The 24,588-nt window shown below is 52.8% G+C and carries 22 protein-coding genes; 13 read left to right on the forward strand and 9 right to left on the reverse strand.

Annotated features, from left to right (window positions below; translation table 11 throughout):
• The first annotated feature begins 30 nt into the window (after positions 1 to 30).
• From SYN_RS01615 to SYN_RS01645, 7 genes are all read left to right on the forward strand, one after another.
• Positions 31 to 1,341, forward strand: coding sequence for a bifunctional folylpolyglutamate synthase/dihydrofolate synthase (locus SYN_RS01615; protein ID WP_041584594.1), 1,311 nt, complete (start codon positions 31 to 33; stop codon positions 1,339 to 1,341).
• 115 nt (positions 1,342 to 1,456) lie between these two features.
• Positions 1,457 to 3,589: an LPS-assembly protein LptD gene (lptD, locus tag SYN_RS01620; protein ID WP_158302888.1), complete on the forward strand. Its 2,133-nt coding sequence runs from the start codon at positions 1,457 to 1,459 to the stop codon at positions 3,587 to 3,589.
• 167 nt (positions 3,590 to 3,756) lie between these two features.
• Positions 3,757 to 4,185, forward strand: a complete 429-nt coding sequence (gene rplM / locus SYN_RS01625; RefSeq protein ID WP_011416248.1) for a 50S ribosomal protein L13 — start codon at positions 3,757 to 3,759, stop codon at positions 4,183 to 4,185.
• Between the two features lie 64 nt (positions 4,186 to 4,249).
• On the forward strand, positions 4,250 to 4,642 hold the full coding sequence (gene rpsI, locus SYN_RS01630) for a 30S ribosomal protein S9 (protein WP_041584596.1): 393 nt from the start codon (positions 4,250 to 4,252) through the stop codon (positions 4,640 to 4,642).
• 298 nt (positions 4,643 to 4,940) lie between these two features.
• The gene (argC, locus tag SYN_RS01635) at positions 4,941 to 5,978 is read left to right on the forward strand and encodes an N-acetyl-gamma-glutamyl-phosphate reductase (RefSeq protein WP_011416250.1); all 1,038 of its coding nucleotides are present in this window, start codon (positions 4,941 to 4,943) and stop codon (positions 5,976 to 5,978) included.
• A 151-nt stretch (positions 5,979 to 6,129) separates the two neighbouring features.
• Entirely contained in the window at positions 6,130 to 7,614 is a 1,485-nt protein-coding gene (cysS, locus tag SYN_RS01640) for a cysteine--tRNA ligase (protein WP_041584597.1), read from the forward strand.
• A 139-nt stretch (positions 7,615 to 7,753) separates the two neighbouring features.
• A complete protein-coding gene (locus tag SYN_RS01645; protein WP_011416252.1) occupies positions 7,754 to 8,095 on the forward strand; it encodes a hypothetical protein in 342 nt (113 codons plus the stop codon).
• Between the two features lie 112 nt (positions 8,096 to 8,207).
• Here SYN_RS01645 and alaS read toward each other — a convergent pair whose 3' ends face one another.
• The 7 genes from alaS to SYN_RS01680 all read right to left on the reverse strand — a co-directional run bounded on the left by alaS (position 8,208) and on the right by SYN_RS01680 (position 15,973).
• Positions 8,208 to 10,844 carry an alanine--tRNA ligase gene (alaS, locus tag SYN_RS01650; protein WP_011416253.1) on the reverse strand — a complete coding sequence of 879 codons (2,637 nt, stop codon included), beginning with the start codon at positions 10,842 to 10,844 and terminating at the stop codon, positions 8,208 to 8,210.
• Positions 10,825 to 11,343 carry a regulatory protein RecX gene (locus tag SYN_RS01655; RefSeq protein WP_011416254.1) on the reverse strand — a complete coding sequence of 173 codons (519 nt, stop codon included), beginning with the start codon at positions 11,341 to 11,343 and terminating at the stop codon, positions 10,825 to 10,827. Before SYN_RS01655 ends, alaS begins: the two co-directional genes overlap by 20 nt.
• Positions 11,340 to 12,371, reverse strand: a complete 1,032-nt coding sequence (gene recA, locus SYN_RS01660; RefSeq protein WP_011416255.1) for a recombinase RecA — start codon at positions 12,369 to 12,371, stop codon at positions 11,340 to 11,342. Before recA ends, SYN_RS01655 begins: the two co-directional genes overlap by 4 nt.
• 217 nt (positions 12,372 to 12,588) lie before the next feature.
• Positions 12,589 to 13,176 (reverse strand): RNA 2',3'-cyclic phosphodiesterase, encoded by a 588-nt coding sequence (gene thpR / locus SYN_RS01665; RefSeq protein ID WP_011416256.1) that lies wholly within the window; start codon positions 13,174 to 13,176, stop codon positions 12,589 to 12,591.
• Positions 13,177 to 13,248: 72 nt separating this feature from the next.
• Positions 13,249 to 14,511 carry a competence/damage-inducible protein A gene (locus SYN_RS01670; protein WP_011416257.1) on the reverse strand — a complete coding sequence of 421 codons (1,263 nt, stop codon included), beginning with the start codon at positions 14,509 to 14,511 and terminating at the stop codon, positions 13,249 to 13,251.
• Positions 14,512 to 14,570: 59 nt separating this feature from the next.
• Entirely contained in the window at positions 14,571 to 15,011 is a 441-nt protein-coding gene (locus SYN_RS01675) for a phosphatidylglycerophosphatase A family protein (protein WP_041584598.1), read from the reverse strand.
• Positions 15,012 to 15,574: 563 nt separating this feature from the next.
• A complete protein-coding gene (locus SYN_RS01680; protein WP_041584599.1) occupies positions 15,575 to 15,973 on the reverse strand; it encodes a DUF4332 domain-containing protein in 399 nt (132 codons plus the stop codon).
• 315 nt (positions 15,974 to 16,288) lie between these two features.
• On the opposite strand from SYN_RS01680, the gene SYN_RS01685 reads away from it, so the two are divergent.
• The 6 genes from SYN_RS01685 to SYN_RS01715 all read left to right on the forward strand — a co-directional run bounded on the left by SYN_RS01685 (position 16,289) and on the right by SYN_RS01715 (position 21,140).
• The gene (locus tag SYN_RS01685; protein WP_011416262.1) at positions 16,289 to 17,494 is read left to right on the forward strand and encodes an anaerobic nitric oxide reductase flavorubredoxin; all 1,206 of its coding nucleotides are present in this window, start codon (positions 16,289 to 16,291) and stop codon (positions 17,492 to 17,494) included.
• A gap of 82 nt (positions 17,495 to 17,576) precedes the next feature.
• Complete coding sequence (locus tag SYN_RS01690) at positions 17,577 to 18,047, forward strand: hypothetical protein (RefSeq protein ID WP_011416263.1); 471 nt, start codon at positions 17,577 to 17,579, stop codon at positions 18,045 to 18,047.
• A 148-nt stretch (positions 18,048 to 18,195) separates the two neighbouring features.
• Complete coding sequence (locus SYN_RS01695; protein WP_011416264.1) at positions 18,196 to 18,594, forward strand: hypothetical protein; 399 nt, start codon at positions 18,196 to 18,198, stop codon at positions 18,592 to 18,594.
• 200 nt (positions 18,595 to 18,794) lie between these two features.
• A complete protein-coding gene (gene wrbA / locus SYN_RS01705; RefSeq protein ID WP_011416265.1) occupies positions 18,795 to 19,406 on the forward strand; it encodes an NAD(P)H:quinone oxidoreductase in 612 nt (203 codons plus the stop codon).
• Between the two features lie 132 nt (positions 19,407 to 19,538).
• The gene (locus SYN_RS01710; protein WP_041584601.1) at positions 19,539 to 20,186 is read left to right on the forward strand and encodes a DedA family protein; all 648 of its coding nucleotides are present in this window, start codon (positions 19,539 to 19,541) and stop codon (positions 20,184 to 20,186) included.
• Between the two features lie 81 nt (positions 20,187 to 20,267).
• Entirely contained in the window at positions 20,268 to 21,140 is an 873-nt protein-coding gene (locus tag SYN_RS01715; RefSeq protein ID WP_011416267.1) for a hypothetical protein, read from the forward strand.
• Between the two features lie 199 nt (positions 21,141 to 21,339).
• On the opposite strand, the gene SYN_RS01720 is transcribed toward SYN_RS01715, so the two are convergent.
• Together SYN_RS01720 and SYN_RS01730 are read right to left on the reverse strand one after the other, a co-directional pair.
• On the reverse strand, positions 21,340 to 22,731 hold the full coding sequence (locus tag SYN_RS01720; RefSeq protein ID WP_237671326.1) for an NAD-dependent malic enzyme: 1,392 nt from the start codon (positions 22,729 to 22,731) through the stop codon (positions 21,340 to 21,342).
• A gap of 266 nt (positions 22,732 to 22,997) precedes the next feature.
• Entirely contained in the window at positions 22,998 to 24,233 is a 1,236-nt protein-coding gene (locus tag SYN_RS01730; RefSeq protein ID WP_011416270.1) for a hypothetical protein, read from the reverse strand.
• Positions 24,234 to 24,588: the final 355 nt, after the last annotated feature.

The following is a 24,588-nucleotide window of genomic DNA, read 5'->3' on the forward strand; positions in this document are numbered from 1 at the left end:
ATCGTTTGTGAAGTAATTATAAATTGTACAATGGAAAATGTTCAAAAAGAAGATCCACAACGTTTATTAGATTTAAACTGCAATATCATTCGTCTCGGTCTTGACCCAATCAGGCATCTTCTTGAAAGAATGGAGAATCCCCAACTCAAGTATCCCGCGGTTCTAATTGGAGGAACCAACGGCAAGGGATCCACAGCGGCCATTCTATCTTGCATCCTCAAGGAAAGCGGCTATAAAGTCGGACTTTATACTTCACCACATTTGACGAGCATTTGCGAACGAATCCGTATTAATGGTTCCTTAATATCTGAGGAACGAATGCAAGACTGCTTCGGGATGATCCAAAGCAGTCTTGAGGAGCCGCTGACCTATTTTGAGGTTCTGACAGCGTCGGCATATCTTTATTTTTATCAGGAGAAGGTTGATATTGCGGTTCTGGAAGTGGGCATGGGGGGACGTCTTGATGCGACCAACGTTGTAACGCCCCTGGTCTCCGTCATCTCGAACGTTCATCTGGAACACCAGGAATATCTGGGACGTCATTTAAGAGACATTGCTGCCGAAAAAGCGGGAATTATCAAAGAGAATAGCGTCTGTGTTACCGCTGTTACCCAGAAAGCCGTTCTTGACCTTCTGTCAGAAACATGTCGACAGAAAGAAGCGACCCTGTATCGCCTCGGGAAAGATATCCGCGTCAGAGTGAAAGGCGATGGCACTTTTTCCTATCAGGGGATCGCGATCAAGCTGGACGATCTCAAGTGTACGTTGTCAGGGGCGCATCAGATAAAGAATGCCGCACTGGCACTAGCAGCGGCCGAGGTCGTTACCACAAAAGGGATTCGTGTCAATCGGCAGGCCATGCTCAGTGGTGTGGCCTGCGCAAGCTGGGATGGTCGGCTTGAAATACTCCAGAATACGCCCACCGTGCTTGTCGACGGCGCCCATAATCCGGCGGCTGCCAATGTCCTCTGTCAGGCGCTTCGAAATCGGAATGCGGATGACCATCGGCTCCTTATATTCGGAGCGCTCGGCGACAAGAACTATCGCCTTATGCTAAAAAAATTACTGCCGTTTTTCGATCATGTCATTTTCACAAAACCAAAGACGGAGCGTGCGGTCGATGTGGCCGATCTGATCAGGGCGGCAAGACACTATGACCGCTCTGCCGAAGCGATAGAAGACAGCTGTGAAGCGTTGCAGCGGGCATTATGCCTTACCGGTAAAAATGATATGATCTGTATTACCGGTTCGCTTTATCTTGTCGGTGAAATAAAAAAAAGGTATGCAGAAAATCTTCATGCTGCATGCAAGCACGGCATTTCTCCCGCTGTTGCAAGCTGAAATTGGATTGTTGCCAGAGGTGATGATGAACCGAAAAAATTCATTATACGAGGAAGTGGGGATAAAGTCCATCCTTCGCCCTGAAGGACCGAGAAGCTGGATCTCTTATATCGTTATGTTTTTTTTTGTTGTTCTTTTATTCCCTGCCGACGCCCTTACGGCAGAACCCCGAAAGATCCAGGGGCCTGTCGACATTGAAGCGGATACACTGGATTATGTAAAGGACACCGATACGTATCATGCCCGGGGAAACGTGATCATCAGGTTTTCCGAAGGGGTTCTCACGGCGGACAGTGTCGCGTTGAACAAGTCGACCAATGAAGCTCTGGCTGAAGGGCATGTCTCATTGAAAAGTGGCGGGGATATACTTGAAGGGGATATCCTCACATTCAATATCGAGACAAAAAGCGGTGCCGCTGAAAACGCCCGGATTTTCATGGTGCGGAACCACGTGTATTTGAAGGGCAGCCGTATCGAAAAGGAGGGGGAGGCGCGCTACCGGGTTTTTGATGCCACGGCCACAACCTGCGATGGGGCAATTCCGGACTGGAGCTTTTCCGGAAAGGAACTGGATGTGACCATCGACGGTTACGGGACGGTGAAACATGGCAAATTCAATATTCGAAATTTTCCGGTTTTTTATACACCCTATCTGATTTTTCCAGCCAAAACGACCCGGCAATCCGGTTTTCTGCTTCCCACCCTGGCCTATTCACGGGATAAGCATGGGGTGGATATTGAACTCCCTTTCTTCTGGGCCATCTCCCCGAACCTTGACGCAACCTTTTACTCGCGTTACATGGAAGAACGGGGGTTCATGGAAGGCCTGGAGATCCGTTATTTTATCAGTCCGGATTCCTATGGAACATTTTATGCGGACTACCTCAACGATAACAAAAACGTGACGGAGACTTTAGGCGCCATCAGCAGGGACTGGCAATCCGATCGGCAGCGGGGTTCATTCTATCTGAACCACGAGACCACGTTCAGCTCTGGGTTTTACCTGCGCAGTGATATCTATAAAGTTTCCGATAGCTGGTATTTCAAGGACTTTTCCTCCAAGAATTACTATCGGGACCATTATTCCACGGACCCGACGCAGCGCTTCAAGCGGATCTCTTTTCAGGCCGACGAGTCTCTGAACTCTCTGGATTCCACAGTGAGGCTGGTCAAGGATGCGGAACTTTACAATATCACAGCCCTGGCGCGCTATACGGATGATTTCACAAGTCCATCGAATGACCAGACATTGCAGAAATATCCGGAAATATCTCTTTTTACAGTAAAAAGACCTCTTCTGGGAACGCCGCTTCATGGAATGATCAATGGGACCTATGATTATTTCTATCGAAATGAAGGGCAGAAAGGCCACATGTATGACATTCAGCCCCTTGTCTCACTCCCTGTCCGCTTGGGACACTATGCCCGTTTTGTCCCGGAATTCAGTGTCCGGGAGACTATATGGGATCGTGATGACGACGAGTCAGGGACGATGCCCGGGGTAAGCCATCGCGGAGACCGGCAGGTTTATACGGCGAGCGCTGTCCTGAATACGGAATTTCACCGGATTTATGCCATCGGGGGAAAGCAGTTCGACAAAATCAGGCACGTGATCAAGCCGGAGTTGACCTACACTTATATTCCTGATCCCAGTCAGGACGATATCCCGGATTACGTGACCCCGATTGATGAAACCAATAGTCTGACCTATGCCCTGACCAATACCTTGACGGCGAAAATGCGGGAAAAGGACGGTTCAAGCAGTTACCGGGAAATTGTGCGGTTTAAATTGTTTCAGACCTATGATATTCGCGAGGCGCGGAGATCCGTTCAGGCTGATGAACCTGACAGCGAACCCTTCAGGGATCTCAATATGGAACTCTTTATCGATCCCTTTTCCTATCTCTCCTTCGCAGCCCGCAACAAACTGGATGTAAACAGCGGTGACTGGCTGCAAACCAATTATGATCTTGTCCTGAGAGACTGGCGGGGAGATTCGGCTACCCTGCAGTATCGTTATACGCAGGATTCGATAGAGGAAATCAATCTCAATTTGAATGCGAAGTTGACCAGCCAACTGGATGCCCTGTTCATATTGAGGAGGAATGAACTGGAAGAAAAAAATCTGGAAAGAACTTATTTGCTGAAATATCACAGGCAGTGCTGGGGCGTTGATTTCGGCTATTCCGACGGGGACAACGACCGGCGTTTCGTGGTGTCCTTTTCACTTTATGGAATGGGAATATAGGAGGGGATGAACATTAAGGAGACCGGAACGGGCATAGAAAAGTGCCGTTCGCAGAATGGAATTCCAGCCCTGTTCATAGAAATTATGAACGGATCCGGTTTTTCTCTTGACAAACATCCTGAAATTGCATAGGTAGTGCCTTTGAATTTTCAAGGACTGGTGTTTTTATGAAGACATATCAAGCGAAAGAATCGGAAGTAGCGCGGGAGTGGTATCTGATTGACGCCGAAGGGCAGGTGCTGGGAAGGATGGCCAGTGAAATCGCCCGGAGGTTGCGGGGTAAGCATAAACCAGAGTATACTCCCCATGTGGATACCGGTGATTTTATTGTGGTCGTCAATGCAGAGAAGATGGTGCTGACCGGTAAGAAACTGAGGGACAAAATCTATTACCACCATTCCGGTTATCCCGGCGGATTGAAAGAGAAAACGGCTGGTAAGATGATGCAGGAAAAGCCGACTGATGTTCTGTGGCTGGCAGTCAAGGGAATGCTTCCCAAGAATTCTCTGGGAAGGCGGATGTTGAGGAAGTTGAAGGTTTATGCCGGAAACGATCATCGCCACGAGGCGCAGTGTCCCAAAGTGCTTCCACTGTAAAATGAGATGGATGGTTTCTGCATCAGATTCTTAAAATTGTAAATTAGCCGATTTGGAGAAAAATATGTTAGAAAAACGCTTTTATGCGACGGGGCGAAGGAAAAGTGCCGTTGCCAGAGTCTATATGAAGGAAGGCAACGGAGTGCTGACAGTCAATAAAAGGGACTTTGATGACTATTTTCCGCGAGAAAGCCTGAAAATGCTTATTCGGCAACCTTTTGAGGTTGTAGGAAAACAAAATCACTTTGACTGTTATGTTAATGTGTCTGGTGGGGGAATTTCCGGTCAGGCCGGCGCCGTGAAGCACGCCATTGCACGAGCCCTTCAGGAATATGACGCGGAACTGCGTTCCGTAATGAAAAAAGAAGGCTTCCTGACACGGGATCCCCGTGCGAAGGAACGGAAAAAGTACGGTCAGCCCGGCGCACGAAAACGCTTCCAGTTCTCGAAGCGTTAAGAATTTTTAAAGGGGGCGATGGCCCCCTTTTTTTGTGATATCCATTACCTTTCCAATGCCTGTCTTTCCTCGTAGTTTTACCGATTTCGTGCCGAATAGTACGAGTAATTAAATAATAAATGGAGACTTTCCGGCTGCTTTCAAAAGCGTGTCAATCTGTCAAGAGAGATGATGCCGAGAAACATCCGGGGCGGAGAAGCGGCAATGATGCCGGTGTTTTTGGCCGAAAACCGGCAAACGGCTATGGATGAACCGTTTCGGCATCAGGATGAGTAACCAGAATCAAAGTGAGGGTTATATGATAAAAGTTGGAATCTACGGGGCCAGTGGTTATACGGGGCAGGAATGCCTCAGGTTGCTTCTTCGCCATTCCGGCGTAGAGGTGGTCGCGATCACCTCGAGGCGATATGCCGGTCTTCCCATCGCCGACGTCTATCCTGTGTTTGCGGGGTTAACGTCATTGGCATTTATGAATGCCGCTCCCCATGAAGTTGCCCGGGAGGCCGATGTGATTTTTCTGGCGTTGCCCCACAGCGAATCCATGAAGGTGGCCCCAATATTCTGGGAAAGCGGGAAGAAAGTAATCGATCTCAGCGCGGATTTCCGGTTACGGGATGTCGATGTTTATGAATCCTGGTACGGAAGGCATGTCTCCTCCCAGCTTGTTCCGCAAACCGTTTACGGTATTCCTGAGCTCTACCGGGAGGAAGTGGCGAAAACCCGGTTTGTGGCGAATCCCGGATGTTATCCAACCAGCATTATTCTGGGAAGCGCACCTGCTCTCAAAAACGGACTGATTGACACGACCTCGGTGATTGTGGATTCCAAATCCGGCACCAGCGGCGCTGGTCGTGAACCCGCAGTGGGGTCTCTTTTCTGTGAAGTCAATGAAGGATTCAAAGCCTATAAAGTTTGCAACCACCGTCATACTCCTGAGATTGAACAGGAATTGAGTCGTCTTGCCGGCCAGGAAATAAGAGTTTCCTTCACACCCCACCTGCTTCCGCTCGATCGGGGGATTCTAAGCACCATTTACGCGACATTGACCCGGGATATCACAGGCAAAGAAGTGACGGAACTATACCGGAATTATTATGAGGGAGAAAGATTTGTCCGGATTTGCCAGCCGGGAAGTTTCCCGAATGTGGCCTTTGTTCGAGGGTCCAATTACTGTGATATCGGCGTAGCGGTGGATGCGCGCACTCAACGGTTGATTGTTGTTTCGGCCATTGATAATCTGGTTAAGGGCGCAGCCGGTCAGGCGATCCAGAATATGAACATTTTCTGCGGATTCCCGGAGCACGAGGGGCTCGAGATGATTGCCCTGTTTCCCTGAAACTTTTCCGTGTCCGGCATGTCTTTTTAAAAGAGGGGAGAAAACTCTTTCTGGTCATCAGATTGAAGGTCGCCGGACAGCAAGACCGCTGTCAGTCGGCAACTGCATGCGGAATGATCTCCTGTCGCGTTTTTTTTCGAGGAGGGATCCTATGTCTTTAAAATTATACAACACCCTGAATAATAAGAAGGAAGTCTTTACTCCTATCCGAGAGGGCCGGGTCGGGCTTTATGTATGCGGCATTACCGTATATGACGTATGCCATGTCGGGCATGCCCGGTCAGCCGTTGTGTTTGATGTTCTCAAAAGGTACTTGGAATACAGGGGGTATGAAGTCACCTACATAAAGAATTTTACCGATGTCGACGATAAAATCATCGCCCGTGCCAATGCGGAAGGGGTGAGCATTTCGGAGATCGCCAACCGTTATATTGCCTCGCATGATAAAGACATGGACCGTCTGGGGGTTCTCCGGCCGACGGTTACTCCCCGGGCCACGGAGCATATCGGGGAAATGATCGAGCTCATCAGCAAGCTCCAGAAACGTGGTCTGGCCTATGCTGTAGACGGGAATGTCTATTATGCCGTGGAGCGGTTTCCGGGTTATGGAAAACTCTCCGGCCGAAAACTTGAAGATATGATGGCCGGCGCCCGGATCGATGTCAATGAACATAAGAACAATCCCATGGATTTTGCCCTCTGGAAGGCCAGTAAACCAAATGAACCGGCCTGGGACAGCCCCTGGGGGCCAGGGCGGCCGGGCTGGCACATTGAGTGTTCCGTGATGAGCCAGAAATACCTCGGCGATACCTTTGACATCCATGGTGGCGGCGAGGATCTGGTTTTTCCTCACCATGAAAATGAAATTGCCCAATCCGAGGGTGTAACAGGTAAGCCGCTGGCCAATATTTGGATTCACAACGGCTTTGTGAAAATCAACAGCGAGAAGATGTCCAAATCGCTGGGCAACGTCTTTACCATCCAGGAAATGCTGACCCGTTATCATGCCGAGGTCATCCGTCTGTTCATGCTGCAGAGTCACTATCGCAGCGCCGTGGATTTCTCCGAGGAATCGCTGTCGGAAGCGCGGCAGGGGATGGATCGGTTCTATGGCACGCTAAAGGCCATCCAGGAAGTTCTGGCAGTGGCGGAGGAAGAGGCGTCTCCGATTTCTCCCGAAACCCTGACGGGGAAAACAGCGGAACTGTATGCCCATGTTCAGGGATTGCCTGACCGTTTCGTCGAGGCCATGGATGATGATTTGAATACAGCCCGGGCGATCGGTTACCTCTTTGATGCCGCCAGACAGATCAATGGATTTATTCGTGACGCGAAAATGGCCAAATCGAAAGAGGGGTGGAAAGTCCTGGCGCTGGCCGGAAAGAGTATCAAGGATCTCGGATACGTATTGGGCCTTTTTCAGGAAAATCCAGATGTCTATTTTTTGCAGGATCGTGAACGGGAAATCCGGAAACGGGGGCTTGAGCCTGCCGAGATTGAACTGCTGATCGCCGATCGATGGGCGGCAAGAAACGACAAGGATTGGCATAAGGCTGACGAAATCCGTCAGCTTCTTACGGAAAAAGGCATCGTCTTGAAAGATACTCCGACCGGTACGACCTGGAAGGTATCATGAAACCGAGAAAACGAGAGCAATATTGAGATAATCCGAAATATCTGGGACCGGGCCGAGCGCCTTCATTGCTTGACTTTTTGAGCGTCGGCCTGTATGTTTGCCCGTAAGTCAATCTTAGAATTCAAGGAGGGAGAGGAGCATGAGAAAATCAATTGCGGCGCTGTTAAAAGGTATTTTTTCGTTAATGGTCGTTCTGGTGTTTGTGATTGGCGTCTCCGGCTGTCAGAAGCAGGAAGGCCCTATGGAGGAAGCGGGCAAGAAGGCTGACAAAGCCGTTGAGGCAACGAAGGGTGCTGTTGAGGAAGCGGGCAAGAAAATTGAAGAAGGCGCGGAAGCAACCAAAGAGGCCGTAGAGAAAGCCGGAGAGAAAGTTGGAGAAGGTGCTGAAAAAGCAAAAGAAACTGTAAAGAAAGGTGTTGAAAGCACGGCAGGCGCAGTAAAGGAAACCGCAGCAAAAGTCGAAGAAAAAGCAAAAAAATAAACCTTCTGTTTTTTCTGCCCGAATGGTCAGGTCTTTGCCTGGACTATTCGGGCAGTTCCTTGAACGTGAGTTGGGGGGAGATCTCCTGACGACGACCTTCACAAGCTCGATTCTAAATCATTTCTTCCAGATGCTTTAAAGCCCGTTCCAGATTTTCCGGTTCAGGGCCGCCGGCCTGAGCCATATCCGGACGGCCGCCGCCCTTGCCGCCGACCACAGGGGCGATCTCCCGAATGATGCTGCCGGCGGAATACCGGTCCGTGAGATCTTTTGTGACCAGACAAAGCAGCATGGCCTTGCCCTCCGCCTTGCTTCCGATCAGAATGATGCCGGACTGAAGTCGATCCCTCAGCTTATCCCCGAAATCCCGGAGCGTCTTGGCGTCCGGCGCGTTCACTGCGGCGGTAAGCACCCGGATGCCTCTGATTTCCCTGGCCTGGCTGAGAAGATCAGCTGAGTCTTTAGCAGCGAGTCGACCTTTGAGCGTCTCGATTTCTTTTTCCTGGTCTTTCTGAGTTTTGATCAGTTTTTCCACACGCTCCCCAAGGTCGAATGGTGAGACTTTAAGGAGTTTGGCGGCCTTCTTCAGTTCATTTTCCACCCGGCGGGCATGATTGACCGCTTCCCGGCCGGTGACGGCTTCAATGCGCCGCACTCCGGCAGCTATGGCCGATTCGTGAATGATCTTGATGAATCCTATGTCGCCTGTTCGCTGGATGTGTGTCCCTCCGCAAAGTTCCATGCTGAAGTCACCCATCCGGACGACCCTTACCTTTTCGCCGTATTTTTCGTCAAAAACTGCTGTAGCCCCGGTTTTCATCGCTTCTTCGAGAGGCAGCACCCGGGTCACAACGGGCAGATTCCGACGGATCACGGCGTTGGCGAGGTTTTCGATCTGTTCCAGTTCATTTTCTTCAATCTTCGAGAAATGGGTGAAGTCAAATCGCAGCCTTTCAGCGGTGACCAGCGAACCGGACTGTTTGATGTGATTTCCCATGACCGTTTTCATGGCTGCCTGCAGCAGGTGGGTTGCGGAGTGATTGGCTTCCGTGGCCCGGCGCTTGTCCTCGGCGACGATGAGATTGACGGAGTCTCCTTTCCGGCCCCGCCCTTTTATGACCCTGCCGACATGGGAAATGAGATTGTCCAGGGGACGCCGCGTATCCAGGACTTCGAAGACAAAATCCTCTCCCTCGATCGTGCCCGTATCTCCGATCTGTCCGCCGATCTCTCCGTAGAAGGGGGTTTCGGCGACTATGAGCTCGCCTTCTTCGCCTTCTGCAAGCGAATCCACCAGTTCTTCTTTCTGCAGCAGGGCCGTGATCTGCGACTGAGCGTTGCAAACGCCTTCATGGCCAACAAAGACGGTGGAGATCCCCTGCGTGGAGAGCTTCTGGTAAAGGGCGGAAATCGCCTCTTCGCCGCTGCCTTTCCAGGATTCCCTGGCTTTTTCCCGCTGAACCTCCATGGCGCGCTGAAAGCCGTCTTCGTCGATGGTCAGGTTGTCCCGGCGGACGATATCGGCCGTGAGATCCGTCGGAAAACCAAAGGTATCATAGAGACGAAAGACAACGTCTCCGGGGATGGTGGTCGTGCCGGCCTTCTTCAGTCGGGAGACTTCTTCCTGAAGAATTTTCAGTCCGGCATCGAGAGTCTCCATGAAACGCTGTTCCTCGTTGAGGATGACCTTGGTGATGTAGGATTTCTTGTCAAGAAGATCCGGATAGGTCTCTTTCATCGCCTCGATGACCACCGGTGTCAGCTCGTGGAGGAAGGGCTGGTTCAGTCCCAGCAGTTTGCCGTGCCGTGCCGCCCGCCGCAGGATTCTCCTCAGGACGTAACCCCGCCCTTCGTTGGAGGGCAGGATGCCGTCACCGATCAGAAAAGCGACCGACCGGGCATGGTCGGCGATGACGCGGAGAGACACATCGTCCTCCTCGTTTTTTCCGTAGGGCTTGCCCGTCGTCCGACTGATGGCCGCGAGAAGAGGCGCGAACAGATCCGTGTCATAGTTGCTCTTCACCCCCTGGGCAACGGCGGCAAGACGCTCCAGTCCCATGCCCGTATCGATGTTCGGCTTGGGGAGCGGAGTCAATATGCCTGCCTCATCCCGGTCAAACTGGGTAAAAACCAGGTTCCAGATTTCCAGATAGCGGTCGCAGCCGCATTCAATATGGCAGTCCGGACGACCACACCCGGTTCCTTCGCCCTGGTCGTAGATGATTTCCGAGCAGGGGCCGCAGGGGCCGGTCTCCCCCATCATCCAGAAGTTGCTCTTTTCACCCAGCCGGACGATACGATCCGCCGGGATGCGCATCTCCTCAAGCCAGATCCGGTAAGCCTCGTCGTCATCCTGGAACACGGTCACCCAGAGCCGTTCTTTTGGAAGCTGAATTACTTCCGTCAGATATTCCCAGGCCCAGGCAATGGCCTCCCTCTTGAAGTAATCGCCGAAGGAAAAATTCCCCAGCATTTCAAAAAAGGTGTGGTGACGGGCGGTGAAGCCGACATTTTCCAGATCGTTGTGCTTGCCCCCGGCCCGGACACACTTCTGACAGGAGGCAGCCCGGCTATAGCCCCGGTCTTCAAGGCCGAGGAAGGCGTTTTTGAATTGAACCATTCCCGCATTGGTAAAAAGGAGTGTCGGATCGTCCTTGGGGATCAGGGATGAACTGCTTACCCGCGTGTGACCCTTTCCTTCAAAAAATCTTAAGAAACTTTCCCTGATCTCAGACCCCGCTTTGATCATTCAAATCTTCCTCCTCTTTCATACGCTTTAAAATCTCAAATATGAGACCCGTGGAAAAACCTCTTCCCCACAGGCTTCGAATCATTTTCTGCATCATCCGATCGTCCGGGTCGGCAAACGTGCCGTTTTGAATCTTCCTGCGGATCAACCGCCGCAGGGCCTCGGTTTCGGGAAAAGTTTCACGGATCTCCGCAATGGCCTTGGCGATCAGGCCGGCATCGAGTCCCTTTTCCCGGAGGGTGCAGACGATCCTCCGGTCACCGAGCAACCGGTCCATGGCGAGATGCCGCGCCTTCTGCAGGGCATAGGCGGGATCATCCAGGTAGCGGCAGCGTTTCAGTTCCGCAAAGACGTCCTCCAGAACGTCGGAATGAAATCCCCGCTCCCGGAGCTTTCTCCAGAGCTCCCTTTCGCTGTGAGGCCGAATCTGCAGCAGACGCCAGGCCTTCTGCCGGGCTTTTTCCCTTGGGTCTTCTTCCGGTCCTCCAGCGGGGGTCATTTAGCAGGTTCTTCCTGTTCCTGCAACCGGGGCTTCAGACCGTGTTCGCTTCGCACCTGTTCCTCGATCCGGACCAGAATATCGGGATGCTCCTTTAAAAAGTTCCTGGTGTTGTCCCGGCCCTGGCCGATCCGCTCTCCCCCGTAGGAGTACCAGGCGCCGCTCTTTTCCACGATCCCGCTTTCCGCGGCCAGATCGAGAATATCCCCGGCCTTGGAAATCCCCTCGCCGAAGAGGATGTCGAATTCCGTCTCCCGGAAGGGCGGCGCGACCTTGTTTTTCACGACCTTCACCTTGGTCCGCATGCCGATGACATCCTGCCCCGATTTGATGGAACCGGACTTGCGGATGTCGAGGCGCATGGAAGCGTAGAATTTCAGGGCGTTGCCGCCGGTCGTCGTTTCCGGGTTGCCGAAGAATACGCCGATCTTCATTCGCAGCTGGTTGATGAAGATAACCGTCGTGTTGGATTTGCTGATGCTGCCGGTGAGTTTCCGCAGGGCCTGGGACATCAGTCTGGCCTGCAGCCCCATCTGGGCATCGCCCATTTCCCCTTCGATTTCCGCCTTGGGGACCAGGGCGGCCACGGAATCCACAACGAGGATATCCAGGGCTCCGCTGCGAACCAGGGTTTCCGCGATCTCCAGGGCCTGCTCCCCGGTATCCGGCTGGGAAATCAGCAGATCGTCGGTGTTGACGCCGATTTTTCGGGCGTAGGAAACATCCAGGGCGTGTTCGGCATCGATGAAGGCCGCCAGTCCGTTCCGCTTCTGTGCTTCCGCAATAATATGCAGGGCCAGGGTCGTCTTTCCCCCGGATTCAGGACCGAAAATTTCGATGATGCGTCCCCGGGGGACGCCGCCGATGCCCAGCGCGATATCCAGACTGAGTGCTCCGGTCGGAATGACCGCAATGTCCTCGATCCGCTCTTTCGCCCCCAGGCGCATGATAGACCCCTTTCCGAACTGCCTTTCGATCTGACTTATTGCCAGATCCACCGCCTTTGCCCTGTCTCCATCTGTTCCCATAATGCCCTCCGATCATAATAACGTGATATTGGAAATCGCTCTTCACGCGAAATTTTGCATGTCATTCCAATTCCGGATTCGAGGAGATATCGAGTCGTCGAGAAGAAAGCGACGCAGGCGGTCCAGTCTCTACTTCGAGGAGCCGGTAAAAATGCCAACGCAGAATGCGCTGTGATACGGAATTGGAGTCATATTGATTTTCAGTTTTCTGACCAGCTTATTCGCCGCTTTGGAAGGGGTAGCCGGCCAGCTTGCTGTAAATGGCCCCCTGAGGCGTCAGATCACTGCGGAAAAGTGTCAGTCCTGCAGCCCGGAAACGGCCCGCTTCATATCCATCGCTTTTTTTCATCACCCGGTCAAGGCCGGATAACCCCCGGCTGGATTTGATCCGAGCCAGCGTCAGATGGGCGCGGAAGTCACGATCCTCGCGGTGGAATCCGTAGCGCGCCAGTTGCTTATCGACCTCTTGCTGCAAGGCTTTCAGCGCACTGATGTCCCCCTCCAGACCCATCCAGACAACGCGCGGGCGTCGGAAATCCGGAAACAGCCCGACCTGCCGCACCTGCAGATCCAAGGGTGCAAAGCGGGACGCGACGGGTCCGACGGCGGCGCTGATCCGGTCGACATCCGTTTCGGCGATGTTGCCGAAAAATTTCAGAGTCAGATGGATGCCTTCCGGACGGACCCAACTGATGGCGCCGCTCATGCAATATTTCAACCGGTTCTGCACGGCGGCCATGGCCTGCCGCACGGCCTCCGGCGGTTCAATGGCCAGAAAGGCCCGGATGGGCTCAAATTCGGTCACTGCTTCTGTCTCCTCTCCTGTGCGGAGTCGGCGGTTTCCCTCTTTCCCGTTTCTTTTCCGGCTGCAAAGGTTTTATTTCTTCGGAGCGCTTCCGGCTGCAAGATACCGTTTCAGCATCATCAGTGCCGCCTGAGACGTCGCGACCTTGACCCGCCGCCGATCCCCCCAGCGGAAGTGATAGTGCCGGCAAAGGGTTTCCCGGCCATCCGCCAGGGCTATAAACACTGTTCCCAAAGGCTTCTGCTCGGTTCCCCCGGTCGGCCCGGCAATGCCTGTCGTGGCCAGGCCGAGATCAGTGTGCCCCAGTCTGCGAACGCCCTCCGCCATCAGTCTGGCGGTGGGTTCGCTGACGGCGCCATGCTCCCCGAGGATTGATTCCGGGACGCCGAGCAGTTCCGTCTTGGCGAGGTTGCTGTAGGTGACCGCACCCCGCTCCAGAAAGACCGAACTTCCGGAGATGTCCGTCAGACGGTCTGTGATGAGGCCTCCCGTACATGATTCCGCCACGGCCAGAGTCAGTTTTCTTTCGGTCAGCAGGGCCGCCACGGCGCCTTCCAGGGTTTCGTCGTCGCAGGCGAAGATCTGGCGCTCCAGTCGCTGCACCGCCTGTGCTTCGGCATTTTTCAGGATCGACTGCGCCTCGGCCTCCGTTTTCTTCCTTACCGTTAGCACCAGACGGAGTTCCGGGAAATCGGGATAGAAACCGACCTCCACCCCCTGACCCTCCAGATCGGCATCGGCGAGTTTCGAATCCACTTCGGCTTCCGAAATGCCGGTGAGTTTAAAGGTCCGGGTGGCCACGGCCGAAACGGCTGCCGGAAACATCCGGCGGAGAATCGGCAGCACGCCTTCAGGCAGCATCCGTCTCAACTCTCCCGGTACACCAGGGAGCACGGCGATAAGCTTTCCCTGAACGTTCAGGGAAAATCCCCAGGCCGTTCCCACCGGATTGGCGATGAGTTCCGCCCCTTCAGGAAAGTCCGCCTGTTTGTCGTTGCCGGGGGCCCAGTGGAAGCCGTACCGTTCAAAAATTCCCCGGATCCGCCGGAGGACGGCTTCATCTCTGTACAGCTTCAGTCCGTATGCCCTGGCAACGGCCGCCGTGGTCTTGTCATCTGCCGTCGGCCCCAGGCCGCCCGTCACAATGACGGCATCCGCCATGCCGAGGATATGGTCCAGCGCGGTTTTGATGGCTGCTTCGTCGTCATCCACGGACATCAGGATCGGGACCCGCCAGCCCTGGATGTTCATTTCCCGGGCGATATAGGAAGCATTGGCGTCTTTTATTCTGCCGGTGATCAATTCGTTGCCGATAGTCAAAATGCCAATCCGCATTTTATTTCCCCACCATGCTCAGTTAAATAGAGGCTTCGTTTAAATATTTTCCTGGGCCGTCATCCCCATAACCCCGTCAACAGCCGGAGCAGGGCAGCGCCGTAAATCCCCGCAACCACATCATCCGCCACAACGCCGTAACCGCCGGGCAATCTGTCCTGAGCGGTTCGTGCCGGGAAGACTTTGACGATATCGAAAAATCGAAAGAGCAGAAATCCGCTGATCACATGCAGAAGGGTCGGCGCGGCCAGCGCCAGGGTGTACTGGAGACCGATAATCTCATCGATGACGATTCGAGGAGAATCCTTTTTCTGAAAGAGGACTTCCGCCTTCTGGGAAATCCAGATGGCCAGACCCGTCAACACCAGAATGGCAAGAAGATGAAACGGCCTGGATAAGGACGAAAGGGCCAGGTAAAGGGGAATGCCCACGATCGTTCCCACAGTTCCCGGTGCAAAGGGGGCGTAACCGGCTCCCAGTCCGGTTGCGGCGATCTTGATCCATCTTTTCGTCGGGAAAACACCTCTTTCTCAACAATATCCGGCAGGTTAACCCTGCCGCGAGCCGTTACGCTATCCTTTTTTCCCTGACCTGTCAATCATTTTGCTTTGCCGTTTGCGGCGTCGGCCAACATAGTGAAAGATGACGATCCGGGCGGACGGCCTTGCAGGGGGGTCCCTTCAGAATTAGTTCAAACTGGCCGTGCCGGATGCGGCTCTCCTGCCATTTCCGCCATAAGGTGAAAAGCGGGGAACATTCACAGGCGTTAAAGGAATTGACCATGCCCCACTTGTCCCATGGGGGGGGCTCGATGAGTTATGGAAGCGGAGAGGCTCCGGACAGGCTTTCCTTTCTGTCAGGGGATTGCTTTGAGCCGAACAAAGAAGGGATTCCTGAATAAATGAATCTTTCCGGTATTTCACAGACGGTGCAAATCCTTCAGCATACATAAAAAACCTGCTTATGGCAGATGCGCCCCGTTTCTGAAACAGGACATCCGAAGTCTCGCGAGGCTTCGGATGTCCTGAACAACAATCAATCCTGAACGTTTTCCGTCCTTTGCTCAGTATTCGATTGCCCGTCCCAGTTCCTTTGCCTGCTTGACCCAGTCCTCGACCTGGGCGAGGGTGGGGGTTCGTGTTGCATCGCCCTCTTTCGCCTGCTCAGCCAGTTTGGCGTGCAGATTGGACGGCACGCGCTTTGCCAGTTCGACTACAGTGTCCACCCCTGCCTTTTCCAGCAGATTGCTGTAAACCTCTCCGATGCCCTTGACACGAGCCAGATCGGCACGGTTCACCATTCCGAGCACGACCTTCGGATCGACGCCGATTTTGGCTGCCAGATCTTTGCGCTCAGCCGGGGTTTTACCGGCTGTCAGCAAATCCTCCGCTGTTTTGATGCCAAGGGCATTCAACTTCTCCACCACAGCGACCTCTATCCCACGAATCTCCTCAACGCGCATAGATCCCTCCTTGATAAAATATAGATTTTGACTGTAACCGGAGACGTTCCGCACCAGCCTGCAATGATGCGTCTTCCTGACTCTTTATAAGCTTTATAACGTAATTTTATAATAGCATCGACAATTTAGATGACGCAATAGATTTTCTGAATCAAAGTGCGGAATATACACAGGGATTTCTTCTCCTGTGCAGCCTCGGGGCATTGGCAGGCAGAATACGCGGAACAGAAAAGATGCTAATTTCAAAATTTTGAGTTATAATTTTTAATATTTTTGGGGAATTATCATTTTATGTAAACAAGAGGAGGGCAGAGGATGGGCTTCAGGATTACGGATACAGTTTCTTGGGTTGGAAAGGTGGACTGGGAAACCAGGAAATTCCATGGCGAAGAGTACACCATGCAACGGGGCACCTCCTATAATGCTTATCTTGTCCGCGGCGGGAAAACGGCTCTGATTGATGCCGTGTGGGGGCCTTTCGCCGAAGAGTTTGTGGAGAATCTCCAGAAAGAGATTGATTTGGACGAAATTGACTTTATCGTGGCGAATCATGGCGAGACAGATCACAGCGGGGCTCTGCCCGCCCTGATGAGCCGGATTTCCGACAGGCCGATTTACTGCACGGCCAACTGCATCAAATCCCTGAAGGGGCAGTATCATCAGGACTGGGATTTCCGGACGGTCAAGACGGGAGACAAACTCAGTCTGGAGTCTCAGGAGCTGATTTTCATTGAAGCACCCATGCTCCACTGGCCGGACAGCATGTTCTGCTATCTGACCGGCGATAAAATCCTCTTCAGCAATGACGCCTTCGGACAGCATCTGGCCGCAGAACACCGTTTCAATGATCTGGTCGATCAGGCCGAACTCTATCAGGAAGCGATTAAATATTATGCCAATATCCTGACCCCCTTCAGCATGCTTGTGGAGAAGAAGATCAAGGAAATCCTGGCTCTGAATCTCCCTGTCGAGATGATCTGTCCGAGTCATGGCATTATCTGGAGGCAGGATCCCCTCCAGATTGTGAACACCTACCTGAAATGGGCGGCGGCCTGGCAGGAAAATCAGATTACGATCCTGTACGACACTATGTGGAACGGGACGCGCCGGATGGCGGAATCCCTGGCCGAAGGCATCCATGCCGCCGATCCGTCGGCAACGGTAAAACTTTACAATGTGGCCCGTTCCGACAAAACGGAGGTTATGGCCGAGGTTTTTAAATCCCGGGCGATTCTGGTTGGATCTTCCACGATCAACCGGGGCATGCTCTCTTCTGTCGCTGCCGTTCTGGAAGAGATGCGGGGGCTGGCGTTCAAAAAAAAGAAGGCGATGGCCTTCGGCGCGTATGGATGGAGTGGAGAAGCCGTCAGGCAGATTTCCCAGAGACTGGGAGATGCGGGTTTTGCGGTTCTTAATGACGGGCTGCGGCTGTTATGGAATCCCGACGACGGAGGCATCGAAGAGTGCGTGCGGGTCGGGAAGAGTTTTGTGGAACAATTGAAATCAGATGTCGTTTCCTGAACGTCATTGTGTAAAAGTCATCTGACGAACAATCCTGCCCCTGCAATCGGACAGGGATATTTTACATAAGGAGGATACAGCCGTGGACAGCGCTTTGGTGAAGCATCCCCACAAATTCAGAGAAATGCCCAGGACTCGCAAATCCGATAGACTCAGGGGCACCGGGACGTTTCAACCCGGCTGCCGAAAGGTTCCGGCGGGATGGCTCCTGGCGGGAATTCTTGCTTTGCTGCTGATTTTTCCCCTGTCCGCTTCCGCCCATTCACCCAGTGACGTTCAGTTGTCCTATCTGGAACAGGAACAGACCCTCCAGGTCACCATCACCCACAACTCCTATCTGCCGAACTCCCATTACGTTAAGCGGGTGGAAATCCGAAAGAATTCTGAAAAGCCCCTGGTGCAGGAATATACGAATCAACCGGATCGAACGACGTTCGTTTACAGGTACAAGCTGCCGCTCAAGGAGGGCGACCGCGTGGAAGTCATCGCAAACTGCAGTCTATACGGCTCCAGATCCGCCAGGCTGGTCATTTCCGGACCGGCGGCGAAGTAAGAGAGGCTGAAAATAGGTGTCCGTCGCCGCCGTACCTGCCTCTGTGAATTCATGCCGGGCTGCGTTCGAAAGTTCAACTGAGAGACGGGCAGGCGGTGCAGCTCGATCTCGGAGCAGAAAGAAGACAAAAGAGTAGCGGGATGTCGCCATGAACTGGTTTTTTCTTCATGTCGGATTCATGTTGACCGCAGCCGGTTTTTTAATGATCGGGGTGACGGTGGCCATGACTTTGCGGCGTAATCGCTGGTGGCTGAAGATCCATCGACGGGCAGGCATCGGCGGAGCCGGCCTCATGGCGTCAGGGTTTCTCGCTGCCGTTCTTATGATTTCCCTTTCCGGCCGGCCGCATTTTGGTAATCCTCATACCTGGCTGGGCGGATTGACGCTGGCTGCAGCATTTTCGACGCTTACTCTGGGATTTTTACAGTTTCGCCTGCCGGCTTATGGGGGGACGATTCGATGGATACATCGGATGTCAGGACGTCTGACCGTGATTCTGGCGATAGTTACTATCTCTTTCGGACTGATTCTGGTCGGTTTTCTCTAAAATTGAAAAAGGGGATTCAAAGGGAGAATGTCTGCCTTTCCTTTATAACCCCGGATGCTTTTTTGCAGGAAAAAAAGCAGGAGATTTTTTTAAGTAACCGCTTATGCTGATTAAAAGGCATTTCGAATGCCGGATAAAAGAGTTCCGTAAAATGTTTTATTGGAAAGAATCCTGAAAAACGATTTGAAAGGAGGGACATTATGAAGATTATGGTTGTTTATTACTCGGCCTACGGTCACGTGCACCGTCTGGCCGAGGCCGTGGCTGAAGGGGCGAGTGAAATCGTTGACGTCGAGGTCGTAATGCGGCGTGTTCCGGAAACCCTTCCTGAAGCACTTCTGAAGAAGATCGGTGTTTTTGAAGCTCAGCAGGCCTTTGCCCATGTTCCCGTCTGTGAGGTGGCGGAACTGGAGACGGCGGATGCGATTCTCTTCGGCACTCCCGCCCGCTTCGGGAATATGTGCGGACAGATGCGCTCCTTTCTGGATGCAACGGGCGGCCTGTGGGCCAAAGGGGCGCTGGTCGGCAAGGTGGGCAGTGTTTTCACCAGTACGGGTACGCAGCACGGCGGTCAGGAGTCCACCATTCTCAGCTTCCATACGACACTCCTTCATCACGGTATGATCATTGTGGGACTGCCGTATACGTTTCAGGGGCAGTCAAGGAATGACGAGATTACAGGTTGTTCACCCTACGGCGCATCCACGATTGCCGGGTCAGCGAATGATCGATGGCCCACCGAAAATGAACTGGCCGGAGCGAATTTTCAGGGGCGTCATGTGGCCTGCATTGCCGGGAAACTTTTTCAGTAAGGAAGCCGGAAAAGATCACGCGCATTCCTCAGGCGGCAGCCGGAGGAATGCGTCGTTTCAAGGGAGTTCTTGACTTTCAATGAGCCGTTCCCTATACTCCCGCCCCAAATAAGATCAAAATGGAAACTTTACATGGAAATCGCAGTTAATTTCATTGATTTTTTTATTCATCTCGACAGGTATCTTCAGCTCCTGATTTCAAATTTCGGCATATGGACCTACGTCATCATTTTTCTGATTATTTTCTGTGAAACGGGGCTTGTCGTGACGCCCTTTCTGCCGGGAGATTCTCTCCTTTTCGGGTTGGGAGCCCTGGCCGCCACCGGCGCCCTGGAAGTGGAATTGCTGCTGATGGCCATTCCTGTTGCGGCGGTGGCCGGAGATAATGTGAACTATACCCTGGGTAAATTTATCGGACCTCGAGTCTTTCATCAGGAAAAATCCCGTTTTTTCAAGAAGGAATATCTCGATCGAACCCACCGGTTTTACGAACGGTATGGGGGAAAAACCATCATTATCGCGCGATTTGTTCCCATTGTGCGTACATTTTCCCCTTTTGTGGCCGGGATAGGCCAAATGGCCTATCCCCGGTTTCTTGCCTACAGCGTATCGGGGGGGCTTGCCTGGGTAGCCTTTTTTATCCTGGGCGGCTTTTACTTTGGGAATCTTCCTTTAATTAAAGAAAATTTCACCCTGGTTATCCTGGCGATCATCGGAATATCTATCATGCCCGGTCTGTTCGAATTTGTCCGTCGCCGCAGGGAGATGACAGCCGGTTAAAAAAAATTCTACACCGGCCTATTCGTGAGAATGAGGCAATAATCTGCTTATGAGAATTTCACCGTCTGGGAGAAGGAAAAAGTGAAGCGCATCGTCATCTGTCTTCTGGGATTGATCCTCCTGTTCTGTTATGCAACCGAGGCCTTTTCCGGGGAGAAGACCATTGTCAAGATCGGTGAGGATGTTTTCATTCAGGAAGGCCGGCGGGTCCACAATGTGATTGCCTTCGGAGGGCAGGTCACCGTTTCAGGGACCGTAACCTCTCATGTTGTTGCGGTAGGGGGCTCCGTCGTTCTGACCAGAACGGCCGCAATCGGCGGGGATGTCGTCTGTCTGGGAGGCGTTGTTGTGCTGGGCAAAGGGGCTCAAATTAACGGCACGCTGACTGAAATCAATTCCTCCAATCTTTCCGAAGCGATTTCCGATGTTCTGAATGACAACTGGGAGGGATGGTCCTGGATCTTTACGATCATTTCCATTCTGGTTTTTGCCGGCTTTCTGATTCTGGCCCTGTTGATCATCACCCTGATACCGAAACCGGTTCATCGGATTTCTCAAGCCATTCAGGGGCATCTGATTCAGGTGGGGCTCTGGGGTATTCTGGTGCTGATCCTTGTTGTTCCTCTTGCGTTATTGTTGACCCTTTCCGTTGTGGGCATCGTTCTTGTTCCCCTGGAAATGACGCTCGTTGTCTGTGCGGCGCTTCTTGGACTGGTTGCCGTCGCCCGGCTGATCGGTATGATGCTGCTGGCACTGTTCAAGAAAAACACGGCGAAGCCGCTCTGGGAGACTTTCTGGGGCTTGCTTCTGCTGTGGATCGTGGGCTGGATTCCTGTTTTAGGCTGGATGATCAAGATCCTTGCCCTGGTCATCGGCATCGGGGGCGTTTTCGCTACCCGATTCGGCACCCATTCATTGCCCCCCCGCCGGGTTGCCTCTCCGGATACCACGTAATCGGCGCCCGTGCTTACCTCCTTTTCTGCCGTTGTGTTAATCCCCTTTCCGATCAGAGATGATGCCCAGTCAACGATGTGGAAGCGTGGCGCATCCAGGCGCCGCTAGCGAAGCCAACACCAACACCAACGCAGCGTGCCCTTTGCTCTGAAATCGGAAAGATACTTTTGAATGCCGTTCGGGATGAATTTTGGGAAAGTCAACTCCGATTGATCGGCGAAATATACGCTTTACGGGAACGGGCAGCGCCGGTCTTTCTGGCGGCCTCCATGACTGCCGCGGCGACCCGGGGCTGGACGGTGGGATCAAAAATGCTGGGGATGATAAAATCCCGCCTCAGCGCATCGGCTTTAACGGCCGTAGCGATGGCGTGAACCGCGGCCAGCAGCATTTCCTGATTGATGTCCCGGGCGTGACAGTCCAGGGCTCCCCGGAAAAGGCCGGGGAAGCACAGGACATTGTTCACCTGGTTGTTGTAATCGGAGCGACCCGTTGCCACGACAGCGGCATAGGGCTCCGCTTCTTCAGGCAGAATTTCGGGAACCGGATTGGCCATGGCAAAGACGATCGGATCCCTTGCCATTTTCGAGATATCCTTTCCTTGAAGCAGGCCGGGACGGGACAAACCGATGAAGACGTCGGCGCCCCGCAGGGCGTCAGCCAGACCGCCTTTCAACCCTTCCGGATTGGTTGTCAGGGCGAGTTCGGCCTTGAATGGATTCATGTCTTCCTGCCTTCCCCGATACAGAATTCCCCCACGGTCGCAGCCGATAATTTTTCTGACCCCTGCGGCTGACAGCAGAGAAATGGAGGCGATGCCGGCCGCTCCCAGGCCGTTGACGACGACGGTGATTTCCTCGATCCGTTTGCCGACGATTTTCAGGGCATTGATCAGGCCGGCGAGGATAACGACTGCCGTACCGTGCTGATCGTCATGGAAAACGGGGATATCGAGTTCCTTTTTCAGACGCTGCTCGATTTCGAAGCAGCGGGGCGCGGAAATGTCTTCCAGATTGATCCCTCCGAAACCGGGGGCAATCCATTTTACAGCCTGGATGATTTCTTCCGGATTTTTTGTATTCAGGCAAATGGGGAAGGCGTCAACGCCGCCGAAGCTTTTGAACAATACGGCTTTCCCTTCCATGACCGGCAACGCGGCTTCAGGACCGATATCCCCGAGCCCGAGGACGGCCGATCCGTCGGTGACGATCGCAACGGTGTTTTTTCTGATGGTCAGATCATAGGCTCGTTCGATATCCTCCGAAACAGCGAGGGATATCCGCGCGACGCCGGGGGTATAGGCCATGGCCAGGTCATCGCGGTTTGCCATTGGAATTTTGCTGACCACCTCGATTTTCCCTCCCGTGTGCCTGAGAAAGGTGCAGTCAATCACATCAAAGGTTCGGAATCCTTCCAGGGCTCCGATGGTTTTCAGAATTTCCCGTTCTCTGTCTTCGTCAGGCGCGTAAACAAGAATTTCCCGGACAATCTTTCCATCATTCTGGGCAGGCGTCTTCATTTCCATGATCTCGCCGCCCACCCTGCCAACTGCGGCCATGAGTCGTGAAAGGGCATCGGTTCCTTCCGGCATGTCCAGAGAAACGCGGAAACTGTAACTTGGACCTGGGTTTTTTAACATGGCGCAACGTTCCTTTCCCTCCGGTTTCTGAAAAAATCTCCTGGATTTTTTATATCAGAATTTCGCTGGAAAGAACACGTCACATGAGAAATGGAAACATGGCAGAAGGGATTCCTCATAATAAAGGCGCCTGCCTCCAGGATTTTTCAACCCTTGAAAGCAGGCGCCGCGAAATCGTTTATGAAAATGTTAACCGTTTGTGAATGCAGACGGATCGACTATTCCCTGCCGGCAGGAACCTTCCGGACCAGGGGCCACTTGTCGAAAAAGGTGTTGTAGTACAGGAAAACCATAAGCCAGGCAAACTGGCCGGCAAGGATGCCCATGACTGGATAGCCCATCCCCAGGTCGTTTCCGGCATAGGGAACCATCTTGAAGATCTTCACCCAGATGATGCCGTACGCAAGGCCCAGTACCCACCAGATGGCGATCCGCGTCAGAATGCGGGCAACGGGATTCTGAACCATGGCTGCCGTGGGCCAGTCGTCAAACACATGGTGCCACAGCAGGGTCGCGATAACAATGGACAAGGCGACTGAGGCAACCGGAACATCAGGAGGCACGCCGGGCATCAGGTTCAACGGATTAACGATGGCTCGTACGACATACAGCATGGCATAAGCTCCAATAAAGCTGATGATGAGACCGATGAAGCCCATCCAGGGTTGTTTCTTGGCGAAAAATTTCATGGGATAATGCTCGCCGCCCTCAGCAGGAATAAGGAAAAACCAGATGAAGCACTGTGCCCAGGCAACAAAAGTCGGCCAGGAGCCCATGGGTTTGTTGATAATCTCATGCCCACCGAGTTCCAGATGAAACCAGAAGCTGGGGATAATGATTGCGAACCAGACCAGGAGGCAGAAATAGGAACCCACCCCCATGGTTCCGATGCTGTCATAGGGAGCCTTGATGTTGCCGGCAAAGGGCCATTTATGAAACAGGGCGGGATAACCGATATTGGCCAGAATGACGGGAAGCGCGTAGAAGTTCCCGACTTCCCAGCCTTCGATGGCCAGTTTGACCTCATCCGCGTTCTGCGGTGTAAACAGGATGGCTAAGCTTAATGGTTTCCACCACATGCCGGTAAATCCGACGACAATGAAGAAACCGACGAGACCGACGATCAGACCGACGGCTGTATACCAGAGTCCAGCCCAGGGCTGACGAGGCGTAACGGCATATTTTCCGTAACCGCCGAAGACCAGGGACTGCCAGATCCAAGCGTTGATGATCATCCAGAAAAAGGTGGCTTCCGCAAAAACCTGGAAAAACTTACCTGCTGTTTTGGCATCGACTTCCTGCAGTCCCGGCGCGCCGAAAGCCAGGATAATGGCCTTGGAGATCGTACCCCAGATCGGCCAATAAATGCAGGCGACGATAACCGTGAGAATGACGGCCACAATTCCCGTGGTAATAAGACTGTTAAAACTCCGTTTTACAACATACTCATCCATATCTTCCCTCTCCTTTTTTTGAAAAAAATTCTGATGCCAATTCGACAACTCGCCGCCTTAACTGGAACAGAAAAAATTCTTCGATTTATGAATGCCATGTTGAATCTTTTATATAAGATTAAAATGGTCAGGTCATTGCTCCCCGGGGTCCTGAAATCCGCCCCTCCTCCTTTCTATGAATTGACCAAGCCGACTTCTTCCTTTCACCCTCCTTTCCTGTGTTTGTAATTGTCTTACAATGTGTTCAAAAAACAGCCACATTGTGACTTATGTTTCATACACACCAGACAATGTCAACAAAAAGTTTACAACCTTTGCGTTACATCTCAGATAAATATTAATCAGATCAAAATTC

The sequence above is a fragment of the Syntrophus aciditrophicus SB genome, assembly GCF_000013405.1.
Lineage (GTDB): Bacteria > Desulfobacterota > Syntrophia > Syntrophales > Syntrophaceae > Syntrophus > Syntrophus aciditrophicus.

What these genes read in the sequence shown, in the direction of transcription:
- SYN_RS01720 (WP_237671326.1), bottom strand. Translation starts at nt 22,731, where the DNA reads ATGCCGGAAGGAACCGATGCCCTTTCACGACTCATGGCCGCAGTTGGC.
- SYN_RS01685 (WP_011416262.1), top strand. Translation starts at nt 16,289, where the DNA reads ATGGGCTTCAGGATTACGGATACAGTTTCTTGGGTTGGAAAGGTGGAC.
- rplM (WP_011416248.1), top strand. Translation starts at nt 3,757, where the DNA reads ATGAAGACATATCAAGCGAAAGAATCGGAAGTAGCGCGGGAGTGGTAT.
- SYN_RS01645 (WP_011416252.1), top strand. Translation starts at nt 7,754, where the DNA reads ATGAGAAAATCAATTGCGGCGCTGTTAAAAGGTATTTTTTCGTTAATG.
- SYN_RS01695 (WP_011416264.1), top strand. Translation starts at nt 18,196, where the DNA reads ATGAACTGGTTTTTTCTTCATGTCGGATTCATGTTGACCGCAGCCGGT.
- SYN_RS01680 (WP_041584599.1), bottom strand. Translation starts at nt 15,973, where the DNA reads ATGCGCGTTGAGGAGATTCGTGGGATAGAGGTCGCTGTGGTGGAGAAG.
- SYN_RS01615 (WP_041584594.1), top strand. Translation starts at nt 31, where the DNA reads ATGGAAAATGTTCAAAAAGAAGATCCACAACGTTTATTAGATTTAAAC.
- wrbA (WP_011416265.1), top strand. Translation starts at nt 18,795, where the DNA reads ATGAAGATTATGGTTGTTTATTACTCGGCCTACGGTCACGTGCACCGT.
- lptD (WP_158302888.1), top strand. Translation starts at nt 1,457, where the DNA reads ATGTTTTTTTTTGTTGTTCTTTTATTCCCTGCCGACGCCCTTACGGCA.
- SYN_RS01710 (WP_041584601.1), top strand. Translation starts at nt 19,539, where the DNA reads ATGGAAATCGCAGTTAATTTCATTGATTTTTTTATTCATCTCGACAGG.
- SYN_RS01655 (WP_011416254.1), bottom strand. Translation starts at nt 11,343, where the DNA reads ATGACCCCCGCTGGAGGACCGGAAGAAGACCCAAGGGAAAAAGCCCGG.
- SYN_RS01670 (WP_011416257.1), bottom strand. Translation starts at nt 14,511, where the DNA reads ATGCGGATTGGCATTTTGACTATCGGCAACGAATTGATCACCGGCAGA.
- recA (WP_011416255.1), bottom strand. Translation starts at nt 12,371, where the DNA reads ATGGGAACAGATGGAGACAGGGCAAAGGCGGTGGATCTGGCAATAAGT.
- alaS (WP_011416253.1), bottom strand. Translation starts at nt 10,844, where the DNA reads ATGATCAAAGCGGGGTCTGAGATCAGGGAAAGTTTCTTAAGATTTTTT.
- rpsI (WP_041584596.1), top strand. Translation starts at nt 4,250, where the DNA reads ATGTTAGAAAAACGCTTTTATGCGACGGGGCGAAGGAAAAGTGCCGTT.
- argC (WP_011416250.1), top strand. Translation starts at nt 4,941, where the DNA reads ATGATAAAAGTTGGAATCTACGGGGCCAGTGGTTATACGGGGCAGGAA.
- SYN_RS01730 (WP_011416270.1), bottom strand. Translation starts at nt 24,233, where the DNA reads ATGGATGAGTATGTTGTAAAACGGAGTTTTAACAGTCTTATTACCACG.
- cysS (WP_041584597.1), top strand. Translation starts at nt 6,130, where the DNA reads ATGTCTTTAAAATTATACAACACCCTGAATAATAAGAAGGAAGTCTTT.